The organism is Paeniglutamicibacter selenitireducens, from assembly GCF_051550675.1.
Classification (GTDB): Bacteria; Actinomycetota; Actinomycetes; order Actinomycetales; family Micrococcaceae; genus Paeniglutamicibacter.
Window position 1 is genome coordinate 44,169 of sequence record NZ_JBPULF010000014.1, and the last position, 17,600, is coordinate 61,768.

General features: G+C 63.1%; 16 protein-coding genes. 10 read left to right on the forward strand and 6 right to left on the reverse strand.

Annotation, left to right across the window (positions count from 1 at the left end; translation table 11 throughout):
• Positions 1–33 precede the first annotated feature (33 nt).
• Positions 34–786, forward strand: a complete 753-nt coding sequence (gene recO / locus ACSYDW_RS18335; protein ID WP_438340175.1) for a DNA repair protein RecO — start codon at positions 34–36, stop codon at positions 784–786.
• Positions 783–1,595: an isoprenyl transferase gene (locus tag ACSYDW_RS18340; RefSeq protein ID WP_438340176.1), complete on the forward strand. Its 813-nt coding sequence runs from the start codon at positions 783–785 to the stop codon at positions 1,593–1,595. Before recO ends, ACSYDW_RS18340 begins: the two co-directional genes overlap by 4 nt.
• Before the next feature lie 13 nt (positions 1,596–1,608).
• Here the strand turns inward: ACSYDW_RS18340 and ACSYDW_RS18345 are convergent, their stop codons facing one another.
• Complete coding sequence (locus ACSYDW_RS18345; RefSeq protein WP_438340177.1) at positions 1,609–2,787, reverse strand: alpha/beta hydrolase; 1,179 nt, start codon at positions 2,785–2,787, stop codon at positions 1,609–1,611.
• Positions 2,788–2,847: 60 nt separating this feature from the next.
• Between ACSYDW_RS18345 and ACSYDW_RS18350 the strand changes: the two genes are divergently transcribed.
• Positions 2,848–3,942 carry a quinone-dependent dihydroorotate dehydrogenase gene (locus tag ACSYDW_RS18350; RefSeq protein WP_438340178.1) on the forward strand — a complete coding sequence of 365 codons (1,095 nt, stop codon included), beginning with the start codon at positions 2,848–2,850 and terminating at the stop codon, positions 3,940–3,942.
• A 168-nt stretch (positions 3,943–4,110) separates the two neighbouring features.
• On the opposite strand, the gene ACSYDW_RS18355 is transcribed toward ACSYDW_RS18350, so the two are convergent.
• On the reverse strand, positions 4,111–4,692 hold the full coding sequence (locus ACSYDW_RS18355) for a DUF3043 domain-containing protein (RefSeq protein ID WP_438340179.1): 582 nt from the start codon (positions 4,690–4,692) through the stop codon (positions 4,111–4,113).
• Positions 4,693–4,761: 69 nt separating this feature from the next.
• Between ACSYDW_RS18355 and ACSYDW_RS18360 the strand changes: the two genes are divergently transcribed.
• The 6 genes from ACSYDW_RS18360 to ACSYDW_RS18385 all read left to right on the forward strand — a co-directional run bounded on the left by ACSYDW_RS18360 (position 4,762) and on the right by ACSYDW_RS18385 (position 10,786).
• On the forward strand, positions 4,762–6,171 hold the full coding sequence (locus ACSYDW_RS18360; RefSeq protein WP_438340180.1) for a dipeptidase: 1,410 nt from the start codon (positions 4,762–4,764) through the stop codon (positions 6,169–6,171).
• A 106-nt stretch (positions 6,172–6,277) separates the two neighbouring features.
• Entirely contained in the window at positions 6,278–6,652 is a 375-nt protein-coding gene (locus ACSYDW_RS18365) for a HesB/IscA family protein (protein WP_209997008.1), read from the forward strand.
• A 205-nt stretch (positions 6,653–6,857) separates the two neighbouring features.
• A complete protein-coding gene (ctaC, locus tag ACSYDW_RS18370) occupies positions 6,858–7,733 on the forward strand; it encodes an aa3-type cytochrome oxidase subunit II (RefSeq protein ID WP_438340181.1) in 876 nt (291 codons plus the stop codon).
• 6 nt (positions 7,734–7,739) lie between these two features.
• A complete protein-coding gene (ctaD, locus tag ACSYDW_RS18375) occupies positions 7,740–9,458 on the forward strand; it encodes an aa3-type cytochrome oxidase subunit I (protein WP_438340182.1) in 1,719 nt (572 codons plus the stop codon).
• Positions 9,459–9,460: 2 nt separating this feature from the next.
• Complete coding sequence (locus ACSYDW_RS18380) at positions 9,461–9,862, forward strand: cytochrome c oxidase subunit 4 (protein ID WP_438340183.1); 402 nt, start codon at positions 9,461–9,463, stop codon at positions 9,860–9,862.
• A gap of 141 nt (positions 9,863–10,003) precedes the next feature.
• Positions 10,004–10,786, forward strand: coding sequence for a GntR family transcriptional regulator (locus ACSYDW_RS18385; protein ID WP_438340184.1), 783 nt, complete (start codon positions 10,004–10,006; stop codon positions 10,784–10,786).
• Positions 10,787–11,768: 982 nt separating this feature from the next.
• Here the strand turns inward: ACSYDW_RS18385 and qcrB are convergent.
• From qcrB to ctaE, 4 genes are all read right to left on the reverse strand, one after another.
• A complete protein-coding gene (gene qcrB / locus ACSYDW_RS18390) occupies positions 11,769–13,439 on the reverse strand; it encodes a cytochrome bc1 complex cytochrome b subunit (protein WP_438340185.1) in 1,671 nt (556 codons plus the stop codon).
• A complete protein-coding gene (gene qcrA, locus ACSYDW_RS18395) occupies positions 13,439–14,488 on the reverse strand; it encodes a cytochrome bc1 complex Rieske iron-sulfur subunit (protein WP_438340186.1) in 1,050 nt (349 codons plus the stop codon). Before qcrA ends, qcrB begins: the two co-directional genes overlap by 1 nt.
• A 70-nt stretch (positions 14,489–14,558) precedes the next feature.
• Entirely contained in the window at positions 14,559–15,347 is a 789-nt protein-coding gene (gene qcrC, locus ACSYDW_RS18400; RefSeq protein ID WP_438340187.1) for a cytochrome bc1 complex diheme cytochrome c subunit, read from the reverse strand.
• Between the two features lie 65 nt (positions 15,348–15,412).
• Positions 15,413–16,051, reverse strand: coding sequence for an aa3-type cytochrome oxidase subunit III (gene ctaE, locus ACSYDW_RS18405; protein ID WP_387524371.1), 639 nt, complete (start codon positions 16,049–16,051; stop codon positions 15,413–15,415).
• A gap of 146 nt (positions 16,052–16,197) precedes the next feature.
• On the opposite strand from ctaE, the gene trpD reads away from it, so the two are divergent.
• Positions 16,198–17,250 (forward strand): anthranilate phosphoribosyltransferase, encoded by a 1,053-nt coding sequence (gene trpD / locus ACSYDW_RS18410; RefSeq protein ID WP_438340188.1) that lies wholly within the window; start codon positions 16,198–16,200, stop codon positions 17,248–17,250.
• Positions 17,251–17,600: the final 350 nt, after the last annotated feature.

Below are 17,600 nucleotides of genomic sequence, written 5' to 3' on the forward strand. Positions count from 1 at the left end.
GGACCCGCGCTTTTGTTTGAGATGATGGGTAGCGTGTCACGATCAGGATTTGCCGCCAGGAGCTACCGCACGCGCGGGATCATCCTGCGCACCCAGAAACTCGGCGAGGCGGACCGCATCATCACGCTGCTCAGCCCCGAGCGCGGCGTGATTCGCGCCGCAGCGAAGGGCGTCCGGCGCACCAGCTCCAAGATGGGGGCGACCCTTGAGCCCTTCATGGAGGTCGATGCGCAGATCGTCGAGGGAAAGTCGCTGCACACCATCATCCAGGCGCAGCTGCGCAACCCCTACGGCCAGGCGCTGGTGGCCGACTACGCCGCCTATACCGCGGCCCACGCCATGGTGGAGACCGCCGAGCGTCTCACCGACTCGGAGGCGGAGTCGATAGCGCCGCAGTACCGGTTGCTGCACGGGGCCATCGCGGCGCTGGCCCGCGGCGGCCTGGAACCCGGAAGCGTGCTGGACTCCTACCTGTTGCGGGCCCTGGCCACCGCCGGCTGGGCGCCGAGCTTCACGCATTGCGTGCGTTGCGGCGCCGTTGGCCCTCACCAGGCCATCAACATCCCGCTCGGCGGCGTGGTCTGCCACGACTGCCGGCCCCCGGGGTCGCTGTCCCCGTCGCCCAAGACCGTCGAGCTGCTGGCGGCGCTGCTGGCCGGGGACTGGGACACCGTGAACGCCAGCGACGTCGCGGCCCGGACACAGGCCGCCGGCATCGTGACAAGTTACCTGCAGTGGCACCTCGAACGTGTCGTCAAGTCCCTCAAGCTCGTGGAGAGAAGATGAGAAAACCCACCCAGATCACCGGGAACCCCGGACGCAGCCACCCGGCACCGCACCCGGAGGGCTTTGCCATGCCGCAGATCCCCGCCGAGTTCGTGCCGCAGCACGTGGCGATCGTGATGGACGGCAACGGCCGCTGGGCCAACCAGCGCGGGCTGCCACGCACCGAGGGCCACCGCGCGGGGGAGGCGGCGCTGCTGGACGTGATGGCCGGTGCCATCGAGATGGGCATCAAGCACGTCTCCGTGTATGCGTTCTCCACCGAGAACTGGAAGCGAAGCCCCGAGGAGGTCCGCTTCCTCATGGGGTTCTCCCGCGACGTGCTGCGCCGCCAACGCGACACCCTCAACGAGTGGGGCGTGCGGATCCGCTGGGCGGGCCGTGAACCGCGCCTGTGGAAGTCGGTCATCAACGAGCTCAAGGCCGCCGAGGAAGTGACGGCCGGGAACGAGACCTGCCAGCTGACCATGTGCGTGAACTACGGGGGCCGGGCCGAGATCGCCGACGCCGTGCAGGCCATCGCCGCTGAGGTCCAGGCCGGGCGCCTGAAGCCGTCCCAGGTCAGCGAGAAGACCGTCGCGAAGTACCTCGACGAGCCCGAGCTGCCGGACGTGGACCTGTTCATGCGCACCAGCGGCGAGCAACGCACCTCGAACTTCATGCTCTGGCAGTCGGCGTACGCCGAAATGGTCTTCATCGACGAGCTGTGGCCGGACGTGAACCGCGCGACGCTGTGGTCGGCCGTGGAGCAGTACGCACGCCGCGACCGCCGTTACGGGGGAGCCGTGGACAAGCCGGAGGCAGGGGCCTGAGCCCCGTCCCACGTTACCCCGCGTTCGCTCCGCCCGGAAGGTAGCCGGCGGCCCAGCGGTCGATGGCGGCGTAGGCGGCGGCGCGCGGGGCCGGCAGCGAGGTGAACACGTCGTGCATCGACCCGTCGATGATGGCATTGGTGACCTCCGAGCCCAGGCCCAGGCTGCGTTCACGGACCACCTGCACCTCGATGACCGAATCGGTGTGCAGCATTGATTCGTCGAAGCTCGTGCCCAGGTGGGTGGAGCGTGAGGTCAGCACGAGGATCGGGATCTTAACGTCAAGACCGCGGGCGACCTCGCGGTGCCCGGCAAGGATCGCGGTGATCCATCCGGCGGTGGCCGGGAAGGAAACCGGCGGCCGCCACACCGGATGCAGGTCCCACGACCCGTGGGAGAGACGGCTGAGTGAACGCCAGTAGTGGTCGAACTCGGGCAGGTGCAGCTTGGCGCGCGGCCTGACCCTGGCGATCGGCTCGAACACCCCCTGCGTTGCGTACCGCACCAGGTAGCTGCCTTGGGTTTCCAACCACGGGCTGTTGAGGATCAACGCGGAGAACGCCCCGGGGTTGCGGTTGACCCACAGGCTCGCAATCAACCCGCCGGTGGAGTGTGCCACGCAGATCCCGGGTGCCCCGCCGCCCTCCAGGTCGCGGATCGCGGCGAGGGCGGCGGCAAGGTCCGCGTCGTACTCCTCGAGGTTGTTGGCGAACCCGGGGTTTTGGTGGTGTGCCCTCATGCTCCTGCCGTAGCGGCGCAGGTCCAAAGCGTAGAAGGAGTAGCCGCGCGAGGCCCAGTAGACGGCCAGTTCCGTGTTGTAGTAGTAGTCGCTCCACCCGTGGATGGCCAGCACGAAGCCCTTGGAAGTGGTGCGATCCGCCTTCCTGTCCGTCAGGAAGCGCTTGAGGTCTTCCCTCAGTGGGGCCAGCTGGTCGCTCAGCCGGCCCATCCAGCCTTTGGGCGCCACGAGGTGCCGGGGGTGCTCTTGGGGCCGGTAGCGCACCAGCGTGGCGCAAAGCTCGCCCTCTTCATCGGTGCCCATCGGCAAGGTGGTGTAGGAGAATCCCGTGCCCAGGATGTCCGGGAGCCACTGGCCCGGAAGCGTCGTTTCGCAGTAATCGGGCCATGTGGCGGCCAAGTCGTACTCAGGGGCTTCGGGATTCCTCGAGGTTTGTGAAGACGCATGCGACATGTGATGAGCATAACCGGGTTGAAGTTGTTTGGACGGACCGCAGGGGGAAGACTGGAGAGCATGCGCATCTATCCCACGATTTTCCGTGTGCTTTTCTCGGGCATGGACCCCGAAAAGGCCCACCACTTTGCCTTCAACGCCATCCGCCGTGCCGAAAAGGTCGGGCTTTCCGGCCTGGCCCGCATGGTCTGCTCCCCGGATGCCTCCCTGCGCCGAACCGTCATGGGCATCGACTTCCCGTCGCCCTTCGGCCTGGCCGCGGGATTCGACAAGGAAGGCGCCGGCATCACGTCCCTTGCCGACCTGGGCTTCGGCCACATCGAGGTCGGAACCATCACGGGTGCAGCGCAGCCCGGGAATGAACAGCCCCGGCTTTTCCGCCTGGTTGAGGACAAAGCCGTCATCAACCGCATGGGCTTCAACAACGACGGTGCCCACGCCGTGGCCCCGCGCACCCGTGACGCCCGCTCGCTGCTGAACCGCCGCTTCGGGGCACACCGACCCGTCATCGGCATCAACATCGGCAAGACCAAGGTCGTCGAACTCGAGGATGCGGTGGAGGATTACCTGGTTTCCACGCGCGAACTTGCACCGAACGCCGACTACCTGGTGGTCAACGTGTCCTCGCCGAACACTCCCGGCCTGCGCCTGCTGCAGAGCGTCGAGTCCCTGCGCCCACTGCTGAGCGCCGTCGGTGCCGAGGCCGACCGCGTGGCCGGGCGACACATCCCGCTGCTCGTGAAGATCGCCCCTGACTTGACCGACGAGGACATCGCCGACGTCGCGACCCTGGCCCAGGAACTGAAGCTTGACGGCATCATCGCGACTAACACCACGATCTCCCGCGAGGGCCTGACCGCGGATGCCTTCAAGGTGGCGGAGATCGGCGCCGGCGGCTTGAGCGGTGCACCGCTTAAGGCACGCTCGCTGGAGGTCCTGAAGGTGCTGCGCGCCAAGGTCCCGGCGGGCATGGCAATCATTTCCGTCGGCGGCGTGACCACCGGCGAGGACGTCATCGAGCGCCTGCAGGCCGGAGCCGACCTGGTGCAGGGTTACACCGCGTTCCTCTACGAAGGACCGTTGTGGGCACGCAGCATCAACAAGACGCTGGCCAAGGCGGTTGCCAAGGGCATCAGCCTGCGCCACCATGCGTAGGCTGACGCAAGGCTAAAGCCAACGGGTCCGGCGGGGTCGCTGCGTCCACGACGCGTCCACCTGGCCGGATCCTTGTCTTGTCCCCGCCAAACGGCCATGAAAAAGGTGTGTGGTGCGCCGTTTCCGGTGCACCACACACCTGGTGTGGATTGTTGAACGCTGGTGCGTCTAGCGCGGGTCGTCGCCGCGGCGTACCTGGGGCTTGGGGAGGCGCAGTTTGCGGAACTGCATGCCGCGCATGACGCCGTACCAGACGACGCCGCGCTCAACGGTGCCGTAGCGGGCCACGAGGCCCTTCTTCAGGCCGCGCGACATGATGAACGAGTCGACGAACACCAAGGCGACGAGGATCCACAGCGCAAAGGTGACGTACACCTGAACCTGCAGGAACTTGGACATGGTCAATGAGATGATCAGGAAGCCGAAGACGGCGAACATCAGGAACTCGCCGATCATGAAGCGGCGGTCCACGAAGTCGCGGGCGAAGCGCTTCTGGTCGCCACGGTCGCGCGCGGCCATGAACCTCTCGTCGCCCGTTTCGTTGGCCAGGCGCATGCGGTTCTGTGCCTCGAGGCGCTGGGCGCGCTCCGCTTCACGCGCAAGCTTGCGGTCCGTGGGAACCAGCGGCCGCTGGCGGCTTGCTTCCTGGGCCTTACGCTTGGGAGTCGGGGCGTTCTTGCCGACGGGCTTGATGGTCTCTTCTGTGGGCGCTTCTACGGAAGCTGCCTGATCTTTCTTGCGTCCAAACACCCGTACAGTCTACCCGCGCGCGGCCTGCCTGCCCCACGTGTGACACGGGGCGGTTGTAGGCTTTCGGGTATGACTACCAAGAACACCTCCGATTCGGCGTCGTTCGGTGTCGATCGCGACGCACTGGGCTCGCACATCGACAGCGACTTCGGCCGAATCGTTTCCGAGCTGAGCAACCTTGTGGCGATCCCCGGGATCGCCTGGGAATCCTTCGACGCAAACCAGCTGGACCGCAGCGCCGAGGCCGTGGCGCAGCTGGTGCGCGATGCCGGCATGGAGCAGGTCGACATCCTGCGCGTGCCCACCGAGTCCGGCGCCATGGGCGGACCCGCCATCGTCGCCAACCGCCCCGCCCGCGACGGCAAGCCGACGATCCTGCTCTACGCACACCACGACGTGCAGCCCCCGGGCGACGAGGCCCTCTGGAACACCAAGCCGTTCGAAGCCACCGAGATCGACGGACGGCTCTTCGGCCGTGGCGCGGCCGATGACAAGGCCGGGATCATGGTCCACATCGCCGCGCTGCGTGCGGTCCTGGCCAAGGTCGAGGAATTCGGGCTGGGTGTCACATTCTTCCTGGAGGGAGAGGAAGAGGCGGGATCGCCAAGCTTCCGCCGGTTCCTCGAGACCCACCGGGACCGCCTGGCCGCCGACGTGATCGTGGTTGCCGACTCGAGCAACTGGAAGGTCGGGGTCCCCGCCCTGACCACCTCGCTGCGTGGCATGGCCGGGGGAGTAGTTGAGGTACGCGTCCTGGACCACGCCGTACACTCGGGCATGTTCGGGGGACCGGTCCTTGATGCCCCCACGATTGCCGCCCGCCTGATCTCCACCTTCCACGACGCCGAAGGCAACGTGGCCATCGCCGGCCTGGTTGCCAACGAGTCGGCCGAAGTCGAGTACCCCGAGGAGGACTTCCGCGCGGATTCCTCGGTGCTGGACTCCGTCGTGCTTGCCGGAAGCGGGAAGATTTCCGACCGCCTCTGGCACAAGCCTGCCCTGTCGATCATCGGCATGGACATCCCGACCGTTGCGGTTTCCTCGAACACGATGATCCCCTCGACGCGCTTCAAACTGAGCCTGCGGCTTGCCCCGGGGCAGAACCCGCAGGAAGCGGTCGAAGCAGTCCGGGCCCACATCATGGCCCAGGACGTGCGAGGTGCACAGGTCAGCTTCGAATCCGACGAGGCGGGCCAGGCATTCTCCACCGACACCTCCGCTCCGGCCGCACAGGCCAGCCTCTGGGCATTGGGCGAGGCCTGGGGCGTTCCGGCCGTGGAAACCGGCATCGGCGGATCCATCCCGTTCATCTCGGACCTGCTTGAAGTCTTCCCGAAGGCGCAGATCCTTGTCACCGGCGTCGAGGACCCTGATTCGCGCGCCCACTCGGCAAACGAGTCGCTTCATTTGGGTGATTTCCGTCATGCAATTTTGGCCGAGGCGATGCTCTTGGCACGCTTGAACAACCACGGGCTCTAAGTCACAGGGGCCGCCGCGACATCGCTTGCGGCATCGACGTACCATAGAAGATGAGGGGCCACGCTTGAGGCGTCGCCCAAGTTGAGCAGTAAATGGAGGATCAAGCATGACAGCTGCACCCAACGAAACCACCGCCGACGCCACCGAGCTGCCGACCCACGAGGTCAAGCTCTCGGACGTCGCTGCAGACAAGGTCCGTTCACTGCTTGAACAGGAAGGCCGCACGGATCTCCGCTTGCGCGTCGCCGTTCAGCCAGGGGGATGCTCGGGCCTGATCTACCAGCTCTACTTCGACGAGCGCCTGCTCGAGGGCGACGCGGTCAACGAGTACGACGGCGTAGAAGTTGTCGTGGACAAGATGAGCGTCCCTTACCTGGCAGGGGCTTCGATCGACTTCGAAGACACCATTGCCAAGCAGGGCTTCACCATCGACAACCCGAGCGCCGGCGGCTCTTGCGCCTGTGGAGATTCTTTCCACTAAGTCGGAACCAAATACACCGCCCACGCGTTGAGACATCTTCACGCGTGGGCGGTGTTTTGGTCGGCATTCGGGCGCCCGAGAGGGTAAGCTCTACGATAAGTAGTAAAACTATGGTTTTCTTCGACCTCATCAGCGTTGATTCACTTGAGTCCGGCCGCTGAGCGTCGAAGACTCATTCAGCACCAACAAAGAGGAAGGGCCGTCTGTGAGTTCGCAAGACCGAACCAGCAGCCGCCGCAAAGGCAGAGCCAAAGTCTTGGCTATTGCTGGCGCTGGCGCGTTGTTGTTGACGGGATGTTCAGCGGAAGCCCAGCGAGGTTGGCTCCCAAACGTCGAACGTGACACCACCAACCACACCGGTATGATCCAGGATCTCTGGGTCAACTCGTGGATTGCAGCGCTTGTCATCGGCATTTTAACGTGGGGCCTGATGCTTTGGTGCATCATCGCTTACCGCCGCCGCAAGGGCGATACTGGCTACCCGCGCCAGCTTAGCTACAACTTGCCAATCGAAATTTTCTACACGGCCGTGCCGTTGGTCTTGGTCTTGACGTTCTTCACGTTCTCAGACCAGGCAGAAAAGTCGATCAACACCAAGGTCGACTCCGAGCTCGTGGTTGATGTCCGTGCCAAGCAGTGGGCATGGGACTACAACTACACCTACAAGGGCCAGGAGAAGTACGACGCAACCGTCCAGGCGCACCTCACCGGTGAAGAAGGCATTCGCGAAACCCTGCCGACCTTGTACCTGCCGGTTGGAAAGACCGTCACGCTCGAGCTGAACAGCCGCGACGTCATCCACTCGTTCTGGGTCCCTGCGTTCTTGCAGAAGCTCGACATGATTCCGGGCAAGACCAACTACATCTACCTGACGCCTCAGGTCGAAGGTGACTTCGACGGCAAGTGTGCAGAGCTCTGCGGTGAGTACCACTCTGAGATGCTCTTCAACGTCAAGGTAGTTTCCGAAGCCGAATTCCAGGCGCACCTGGCCACCTTGAAGGACGGCCACTTGGGCGAGGAATACGACCGCCAGCCGGGCACGGTTAACCAGGCCGTCGGCCACGCGACGGAAGGGGAGTAATCCACCGTGACTACCTACGAGTACGCAACCGACGGGGCGAAGAGCCTCGCACCGCGCGTGGTCCCGGTCTCCAAGGGACGTCTTTTCGTCAACTGGATCACCTCCACGGACCACAAGACCATCGGGTACATGTACCTGATCATGTCGTTCATCTTCTTCTGCATCGGCGGTGTGATGGCGCTTGTCATCCGTGCCGAGCTGTTTGAACCGGGTATGCAGATCCTGCAGACCAAGGAACAGTACAACCAGCTGTTTACAATGCATGGCACCGTCATGCTGCTGATGTTCGCAACGCCGCTTTTCGCCGGCTTCGCAAACGTGATGATGCCGCTCCAGATCGGCGCCCCCGACGTGGCCTTCCCGCGTTTGAACGCGCTGGCCTTCTGGTTCTTCTGCTTCGGCTCGATCATTGCCGTCTCGGGTTACCTGACCCCGCAGGGTGCTGCTTCCTTCGGCTGGTTCGCTTACGCACCGCTGTCGAACACGACCTTCAGCCCCGGCGTGGGTGGCGACCTCTGGGTCTTCGGCCTGGCACTTTCGGGCTTCGGCACGATCCTCGGCGCCGTCAACTTCATCACCACGATCATCTGCCTGCGCGCACCGGCCATGACCATGTGGCGTATGTCGATCTTCACCTGGAACACGCTGATCACGGGCATCTTGATCCTGATGGCCTTCCCGCCGCTGGCAGCTGCGCTGTTCGCACTGGGTGCGGACCGCAGGTTCGGGGCGCACGTCTTTGACCCCGAAGCAGGCGGGCCGGTTCTCTGGCAGCACCTCTTCTGGTTCTTCGGCCACCCCGAGGTCTACATCATCGCGCTGCCGTTCTTCGGCATCGTGTCGGAAATCTTCCCGGTCTTCAGCCGCAAGCCGATCTTCGGCTACAAGGGCCTGATCTTTGCAACCATCTCCATCGCGGCACTCTCCGTGGCGGTTTGGGCGCACCACATGTACGTCACCGGCTCCGTCATGCTCCCGTTCTTCGGCTTCATGACCATGCTCATCGCCGTACCGACCGGTGTGAAGTTCTTCAACTGGATCGGCACCCTCTGGCGCGGATCGATCACCTTCGAAACCCCGATGCTCTGGAGCATCGGCTTCATGGTGACCTTCCTCTTCGGTGGCCTGACCGGCATCATCCTCTCGGCTCCGCCGCTGGACTTCCACGTTTCGGACACCTACTTCGTGGTTGCCCACTTCCACTACGTCGTCTTCGGCACCGTGGTGTTCGCAATGTTCGCCGGATTCTACTTCTGGTGGCCGAAGTGGACCGGCAAGATGCTCAACGAGCGCCTGGGCAAGATCCACTTCTGGCTTCTGTTCATCGGCTTCCACGGCACCTTCCTCATCCAGCACTGGCTGGGTGTCATCGGCATGCCGCGTCGTTACGCCGACTACATGCCTGAAGATGGCTTCACCACCATGAACCAGTTCTCGACGATCTTCTCCTTCATCCTCGGCATGTCCATGATTCCGTTCTTCTGGAACGTTTGGACGACCCACCGCAAGGGCAAGAAGGTTCTCGTGGATGATCCGTGGGGCTTCGGTGCATCGCTGGAATGGGCAACCTCTTGCCCGCCGCCGCGCCACAACTTCCACTCCATCCCGCGCATTCGTTCCGAGCGCCCGGCTCTTGACCTGCACCACCCGGAACTGAGCGCACGCTCGACCCCGGAGAACGCAGTGGCCAAGATCTTCGGCCCGGCTGACCAGAAGGACAAGTAACGATGAAAGTTGAGTCCTGGCTCTTCCTCGGCGGAATCTTCTTCTTCACGCCGGTAGGAATCGTTTACGGCATCATGGTCAACTGGGAAGAACCTGTCGGTTTCCTCGGCCTGTTCATGCTCGCCGGCCTGTCGATGATGGTCGGCTGGTACCTGCTGCACACCGCCCGCCGCGTTGGCCCGCGTCCCGAGGACCGCGTCGATGGCGACATCCACGAGAACGCCGGAACCATCGGCCTCTTCTCCCCGTGGAGCTGGTGGCCGCTGTTCCTGGCAATCGGTGCCGCTACCGGTTTCGCCGGTTTGGCTGTCGGCTGGTGGGTCTTGTACATCGGTGTAGGCGTGACCATCGTTGGTCTCGTTGGCTGGGTTTACGAATACAGCCGCGGTGACCACGCACACTAATCGTGTCGCCCGGTAACCGCAGTTTCTGAAGAGTCGGTGTTCCCCATTGGGGGACACCGACTCTTTCTTTTAACAAACCTTGCCCATCATGCGCGAGAATTGATGCAGGCAGTTCTCGGGCCGTAAACACTTGGAGTAGACGTGAAACCCTATGCGCCACAGCCGCCGGTTCTCGGTGCCATCATTGAGGATTCACCCCTTGGCAAGTACCGGCAGATCCGGGAGATCCTTCGCACGCACGCCAAGACGGAGTGCGAGCCCGGATTCAAGCTACCTCCCGAGCGCGAGCTCGCCGCCACGCTCGGCGTGGCCCGGAAGACGCTGCGACAGGCGATAGATTCTCTTGTCGAAGACCAGGTCCTCAAGCGGGTCGTCGGCGTGGGAACCTTTGTCGCGCACCCCAAGGTGGACCTGCAAGTCCGTCTGAACTCCTACAGCGAGGAAATGATCAGGCGCGGCATGGTTCCCGACGCGCATGTGCTGCGCTTCGACGAGGTTCCCGCCACCGGCACCCTCTCACGGCACATGCAAATCGACGAAGGCGCCCCGGTCATACGGTTCCGTCGCCTGTTGCTCGCCGATGGCAAGCCGATGAGCCTCGATGAGAACTTCATGCCCAGCGACCTTGTCCCTGGCTTCCTCAACGACCCGCCGCCCATTTCCCTCTACCAGTCGCTGCACGAGCGTTACGGCCTGGTCCTTGAATGGGGCGAAGACCAGATCGAGAGCACTGCCGCCACCGCAGTGAACGCCGACCTGCTTCAGGTCGAAGTGGGCTTCCCCTTGCTGAAGATCACCAGGTATGCCTTCGTGGGGGATGGGCTGGTCGACTATTCGGTGTCGCTGTACCGATCGGATCGCTACAAGCTCTTCGTGCCCTTGCAGCGCCAGGGAAGCCGGACGCCGCGCTACACCACCCTTTAGTCGTTCAAGGCGCTTAGCCGGCCGTTCAGTGGCGTTTTAGAGCATGCAGACGCGTGGGAGATCCCGGGTGATGGAGTTAAGACGGTCGAGAGAGGACCGTGGGGCCGGCCTGGAACTCGAGGGGGCCATGGCTGCAATAGACGGCACCTGATGTCCCCAGGCTGTTCCGCCACTACCTGACTTCGGAACGTGTTCTGAAGATGGTTTGTTTCATGAGCGCATCGGATTGTTGACGCAAGGTTTTCCGATCGGTGGAGTTGAGTCGATCATCGTCCGACGTCTTCGCAGCCGTAGAAGACCACCCGGTGTGGCTCGCACGCCGCGACGGGGAATCGCTGGTGCTCATGTCCGACCATGCGCACCAAGCCCATACCGCACTGTGGGAGCCCGCCACCCAACTGGTCACGGTGTCTACCGGCTCCGAGAGTACCTTGGCCGAGTGGGAAGTCGGGCACGGTCGCCACGATGCCACATACATTCCTTCACACCGCTGAGGCAGCATGTCGGCGCCCGGCGGGGAAAAGAACGCGTGCGTGGAGGTGAGCTCCCCGGGTCAACAGATGCCTGCTGTTTGGAGGCGCTCGGTCGGGAAGCCGGTTGCCCACCAAGAGCGAAGTCAATCAAAGCCGCCGGCAGTGCCGCGGCGGCTCCTGGCGCGACGGCCAATTTGTGGAGAATGCCACAACGGTTTCCCGCCAGCGCATCCGCCTGTGGCAAATACCCATTTTCGATGCAACAGGCGGATTCCTGCTTGGCGGCGTGCCGGCTGTCCCGCCACCGGGCATGGTCATTGGCCAAAGGACACTTCGGCGACATCGCTCGGCAGGGAAGCCAGCAGGGCGGGGGAGTGGCCATGGGTGAACTGCCGTGCGCTGCACCGGCCGCCGCAGCAAGGTTGCGACGCTTACGGGAACTGTCCGTTAACGGCTGTGGGGCCCGTCCGAAGACGGGCCCCACAGCTTGGGCTGGTTCCTGCCGGAACCTAGTGACCGATGGAATCCTGTTCGGATCCCTCGACCTCTGCATGTCCGTGTGCAGCCTTTGCGGCAGCCAACTCGGACGGAGTCACCGGAGCGACACGATCCTCGAAGAAGAACTTGGACAGTGCGCCACGGCGCTTCTCTTTGCGGGAGATGTGGCCTGCTGCGTCCGGCTGGGCCGGAATGACCTTGCGGTCTTCGAAGGTGGCCAGGTGGTACTGCTTGTACACGTCGAGCTCTTCGTGCTTCTCCGAGAAGCCGCCCTCAGGCGACATTTCGATGATGCCGGCTTCGCGGCCGTGCAGGACGATCTCGCGGTCCTTGCGCTGCAGCGACAGTGCGATGCGGCGGGCCAGGATGAATCCGATGATCGGGCCGACCACGAACAGGGTCCGCAGCCAGTACGTCACGTCGTTCAATGCCACGTGGAAGTGCGTTGCGATCAAGTCGGAGGAAGCCGCAGCCCACATCACGCAGTAGGAGATGACGCCGGCAACGCCGACTGCCGTACGGAACGGAGCGTTGCGCGGACGGTCCAGCAGGTGGTGTTCGCGGTTGTCCTTGGTGATCCAGCGTTCGATCCACGGCCAGGTGAACATCAAGGTGAAGATGATGCCGGCCGGAACCAGTGCCGGAAGCAACACGTTCAGCACCAGGGTGTTGGAGCCCCAGGGGAACGGGATGTTCCACTCGAAGGAGAAGTTGCCAAGCACACCGGGCATCAGGCGCAAGGCGCCGTCAACCCAACCGATGTACCAGTCAGGCTGGGTACCTGCGGAAACCGGCGACGGGTCGTACGGTCCGTAGTTCCAGATCGGGTTGATCGTGAAGAAGCCCGAGATGAAGGCAACGATGCCGAAGACGATGAAGAAGAAGCCGCCGGCCTTTGCCGCGTACACCGGGCCAACCGGGAAGCCTACGACGTTGTCATTGGTGCGGCCCGGGCCGGGGTACTGGGTGTGCTTGTGCACGACAACCATGAAGAGGTGCAGTGCGACCATCAGGAGGATGATTGCCGGCACGATCATGATGTGCAGCGAGTAAAGACGCGGGATGACGGCCGTACCCGGGAATTCCCCACCGAAGAGGAAGAACGAGATGTACGTGCCGACAACCGGGATCGACTTCATGACGCCGTCGATGATGCGCAGGCCGTTGCCGGAGAGCAGGTCATCGGGGAGCGAGTAGCCGGTGAAGCCGGCAGCCATCGCCAGGATGAGCAGAACGCCGCCGACAACCCAGTTCAGTTCGCGGGGCTTGCGGAATGCACCGGTGAAGAACACGCGGAGCATGTGCACCGAGACGGCAGCAACGAAGAGCAGTGCCGACCAGTGGTGGACCTGGCGCATGAACAGACCGCCGCGGATGTCGAAGGAGATGTCCAACGACGAAGAGTATGCGGCAGACATGCCGATGCCCTTGAGCGGGTTGTAGGAACCGTCATAGATCACGTGGGTCATCGACGGATCGAAGAAGAACGTGAGGAACGTTCCCGAGATCAGCAGCAGGACGAAGGTGTACAGGGCCACCTCGCCGAACATGAAGGACCAGTGGTCGGGGAAGATCTTGCGACCGAACTCCTTGACCATGGCGGAGCCACCGGTGCGCTCGTCGACAAAGTTGGCGATGCGGCCGGTCTTGGTCTTCGGGGTGTATTCAGTAGTGGTGCTCATTAGTTCTTTCCACGCTCCCAGTAGCTCGGTCCAACAGGCTCGTGGAAGTCGCTCTGGGCGACGAGGAAGCCGTTGGAGTCAACCGTGATCGGCAGCTGTGGCAACGGGCGACCTGCCGGACCGAAGACGACCTTGCACTCGTTGGTGAGGTCGAAGGTCGACTGGTGGCACGGGCACAGCAGGTGGTGCGTCTGCTGCTCGTACAGGGCAACCGGGCAACCCACGTGGGTGCAGATCTTGGAGTAGGCGACGATGCCGTCTACGTGCCAGTTCTCGCGGCCGGGGGAGATGTTCATCTTCTCCGGGTCCAGGCGCATCAGCAGAACAACGGCCTTGGCCTTCTCGTTCAGCGGATCCTCGGACTCGTTCAGGCCCTCGGGGATGACGTGGAAGACCGAACCGATCTGTACGTCGGAGGCCTTGATCGGGGTGCCGGACGGGTCGCGGGTCAGGCGAACGTCCTTGTCCCACATGGTGTGGCGCAGCTGTTCGATCAACTGGTTGGCGGTCTTGCCCGAACCTTCGAGGTCGCGGAACATGAAGATCGCCGGAACCGGGGCCAGGGCCATGGCACCGATGAGGGTGTTGCGAATCAACGGGCGACGCTTGATGCCGGTTTCTTCGATGACCTGGTTGATGATCTCTTCGGCATCCTGGCGATCCGCTTCGGGGCGGATCTCGTGGCGCATTTCAGAGACTTCGTGGTCCGGCATCAGGGTCTTGGCCCAGTGGACGATGCCGACACCGATGCCCAGCATCGCGAAAGTGGTGCCAAGGCCGAGCATCGAGTTCTGTACGCGGATTTCCGAGATGCTATCCGGACGTCCGAGAACGAAGTAAGCAATGAAGAACGACAGCGTTCCGATGATCGAGATGATAAAGAGCAGCGCTACCTGACGCTCTGCTCGCTTCTCTGCTCGCGGGTCGGTATCTGCCAAGCGCTTCCGATGCGGCGGAAGGCCGGGATCCTGGAACTTATCCAGGGTTCCCGTGCCAGCCTTAGCAACGGTGCCCGAATCGTCCGGACTGCCGTGACTATGGTCGCCCATGTTGTCTCTCATCCTTTTCTCAAGATTCATTAGTACGTAGTGATTTCGACGGCGCTAGCCGTCTGCGGCCTTAGGAAGGACGCGAAGTGAGCCAGATGGTGAAGGCGATGATGATGCCCAAACCAGCGGTCCAGATGAAGAGACCCTCGGAGACCGGACCCAACGAACCAAGCTTGGCTCCACCGGGCGAACCCTGGGCTTCGATTTCCTTCAGGAAGGTGATGACGTTGCGCTTCTCTTCGGGGGTGACGTTCGAGTCGTTGAAGACCGGCATGTTCTGCGGGCCGGTGATCATGGCCTCGTAGATGTGCTTTTCCGAAACCCCAGCCAAGGAAGGAGCGAACTTGCCACGCGTAAGGGCACCACCAGCTGCGGCGGCGTTGTGACACATTGCGCAGTTCACGCGGAATACGGTGCCGCCTTCAGCGGCGTTGCCCTTGGAAGTATCGAGAACTTCCTCGGTGGGGATGGACGGTCCGGCGCCCAAGCTTGCAACGAAAGCGGCGAGCTGGGAGATCTGTTCGTCATCGAACTGCACCGGCTTGATCTGAGCCTGGGGGCCCTGCATCTGCATCGGCATACGGCCGGTACCGACCTGGAAGTCGACTGCAGCGGCGCCAACACCAATCAGCGAAGGACCGTCTGCGGATCCTTCTGCATTCAAGCCGTGGCAGGTGGCACAGTTGGCGACGAAGAGCTTGTTGCCTTGTTCGATGTCGCTAGCGGTGTATCCAGTGGCTGCCTTGGCCTCGTTGACGCTGCCGGCGGCCACATACAGGCCTCCGGTGATGAGCAGGCCCATCAAAAGCAGCGCGACGGCGGCGAGTGGATGGCGGCGCCTTTGCGAAAGAGCCTTCACTTGCTGGTTCCTCACTTATTTCTTAGAACTGGGAGCTGCCGTAAGTAGGCAACTTTGGGAGTGCGCTACTTCAGGAAGTAGATGATGATGAACAGGGCGATCCACACGACGTCGACGAAGTGCCAGTAGTAGGACACCACGATCGCACCGGTTGCTTCGTAGTGACCGAACTTTCGTGCGATGAGCGCACGGCCGATGATCAGAAGGAAGGCGATGAGGCCGCCGGCCACGTGCAAGCCGTGGAAGCCGGTGGTCATGTAGAAGACGGAGCCGTATGCGTTGGAGTTCAACGCAATGCCGTGAGCAACCAGTTCGGTGTACTCGTAGGCCTGAACGGAAACAAAGATGGCACCGAGGATGAAGGTCAGGACGAACCATTCGACCATTCCCCATTCCTTCAAGTTGAACAGTCCGCCGGTGCGGCGAGGCTTAAGATCCTCGGCACGGAAGACACCCAACTGGCAGGAGAATGAGCTCGAGACCAGGATGATCGTATTAATAAGTGCGAACGGAACGTTGAGTTTCGCGGTTTCGGTCGCCCACAGTTCCGGCGATGCAGCGCGGAGTGTGAAATACATGGCGAAAAGCGCGGCAAAGAACATGAGCTCGCTGGAAAGCCAGACGACAGTTCCTACCGACACCATGTTGGGACGGTTCGGCGCAGGATGCGCCGGGGCATTTAGGGCATGAGTCGCAGTTGTCACAGAGCCATTATGTCTATAAAAGTGCCTCTGACACCAATGCATAGCCCCCCGCGTGGCGCGAATTTTGGGCACTGCACGCCTACAACCGCGGAAACACGCGGGATTAACATTTCAGACTTTCTACAATTCGTAGATAACCTAGAGGCGTGTCAACGATTCGAGCGCAGCAAAAGTTCCCCACATGGCCAACAATTCTCTCGAGCCTGATCGCCGGCGGCGACCTGGATCGGGACCAGGCGTACTGGGCCATGGGCGAGGTGATGACGGGCAATGCCACCGATTCACAGGTGGCAGGTTTCCTTGTCGCGCTCCGCTCCAAGGGGGAAACGGTCGACGAACTAACCGGCCTGGTGGAAGCCATGCTGGCCAATGCGAGGCCGCTCACAATAGAAGGTGACAGACTCGACATCGTCGGGACCGGCGGTGACAGGCAAAACACGGTGAACATTTCCACCATGGCTTCCCTCGTCTGTGCCGGGGCGGGCGCAAAGATCGTTAAACACGGCAACCGCGCCGCTTCCTCTTCTGCCGGTTCGGCGGACGTGCTGGAGGCACTCGGGGTGCGGCTCGACATGCCCATCGATCGGCTCGAAGACGTTCTCGACGCAGCCAACATCACTTTTTGCTTCGCCCAGGTGTTCCATCCCTCGATGCGCAATGCCGCGGTGCCGCGTCGGGAGTTGGGCGTACCAACGGCTTTCAACTTCATGGGTCCGCTGACCAACCCCTCGCAGCCGACAGCATCCGCCATCGGTTGCTCCGACCTCCGCATGGCTCCGCTCATGGCTGGGGTCTTGGCGGCACGCGGCGTTCGCGCCCTGGTGTTCCGCGGAGAGGACGGGCTGGACGAGTTCACGACGACGGCGCCCAACCGCGTGTGGGAGGTCCGGGACGGCAAAGTCACCGAATCGATGCTTGATGCCCGGGAGCTCGGAATGTCACGTGCATCCCTCGAGGATTTGCGTGGGGGAGATTCCGCGCACAACGCGCAAGTCGTCCGGGAGATCCTCGACGGGGCCGGCGGCCCCATCCGGGACGCGGTGGTGCTCAATGCGGCAGCCGGCCTGGTGGCGTTGGATCCCTCCGCCGACGGTAGTCTGCAACAGAGGTTGCTTGCCGCCAAGGCAAGGGCCGAAAAGGCCATCGATTCCGGCGCAGCCAAGCGCGCGCTAGAGGCCTGGATCGCGGCGACGGTCTAGTTCCGGAGTCCCAAACCCAACGTATTGAAGCTTGACACGCCCGTCCCTGGGGGGGCGCAAGGCGTGCCACGCTTGTTTCAGGCGCCCCAGGCATCAACGGCCAACATGGACGTGGCGCCACTCATTTGAGTGGCGCCACGCTGCCGCCAGCCGGGTCGCCACTGCGATGCGCGGGTTGGCGTCCTCGGACCCGACCCGCGTTCCCGCGTGGTTGGCACGCGGGAACGGATCCCGCGGCACCCATGGTTGCGCACTTGCCCCGGACGATAGGCCCTCGACTTAAGCACGTGGGTGGGGGGGGGGGGGGGGCCCCCCCCCCCCCACCCACCCCCCCCCGCTGGGGAGCGGGG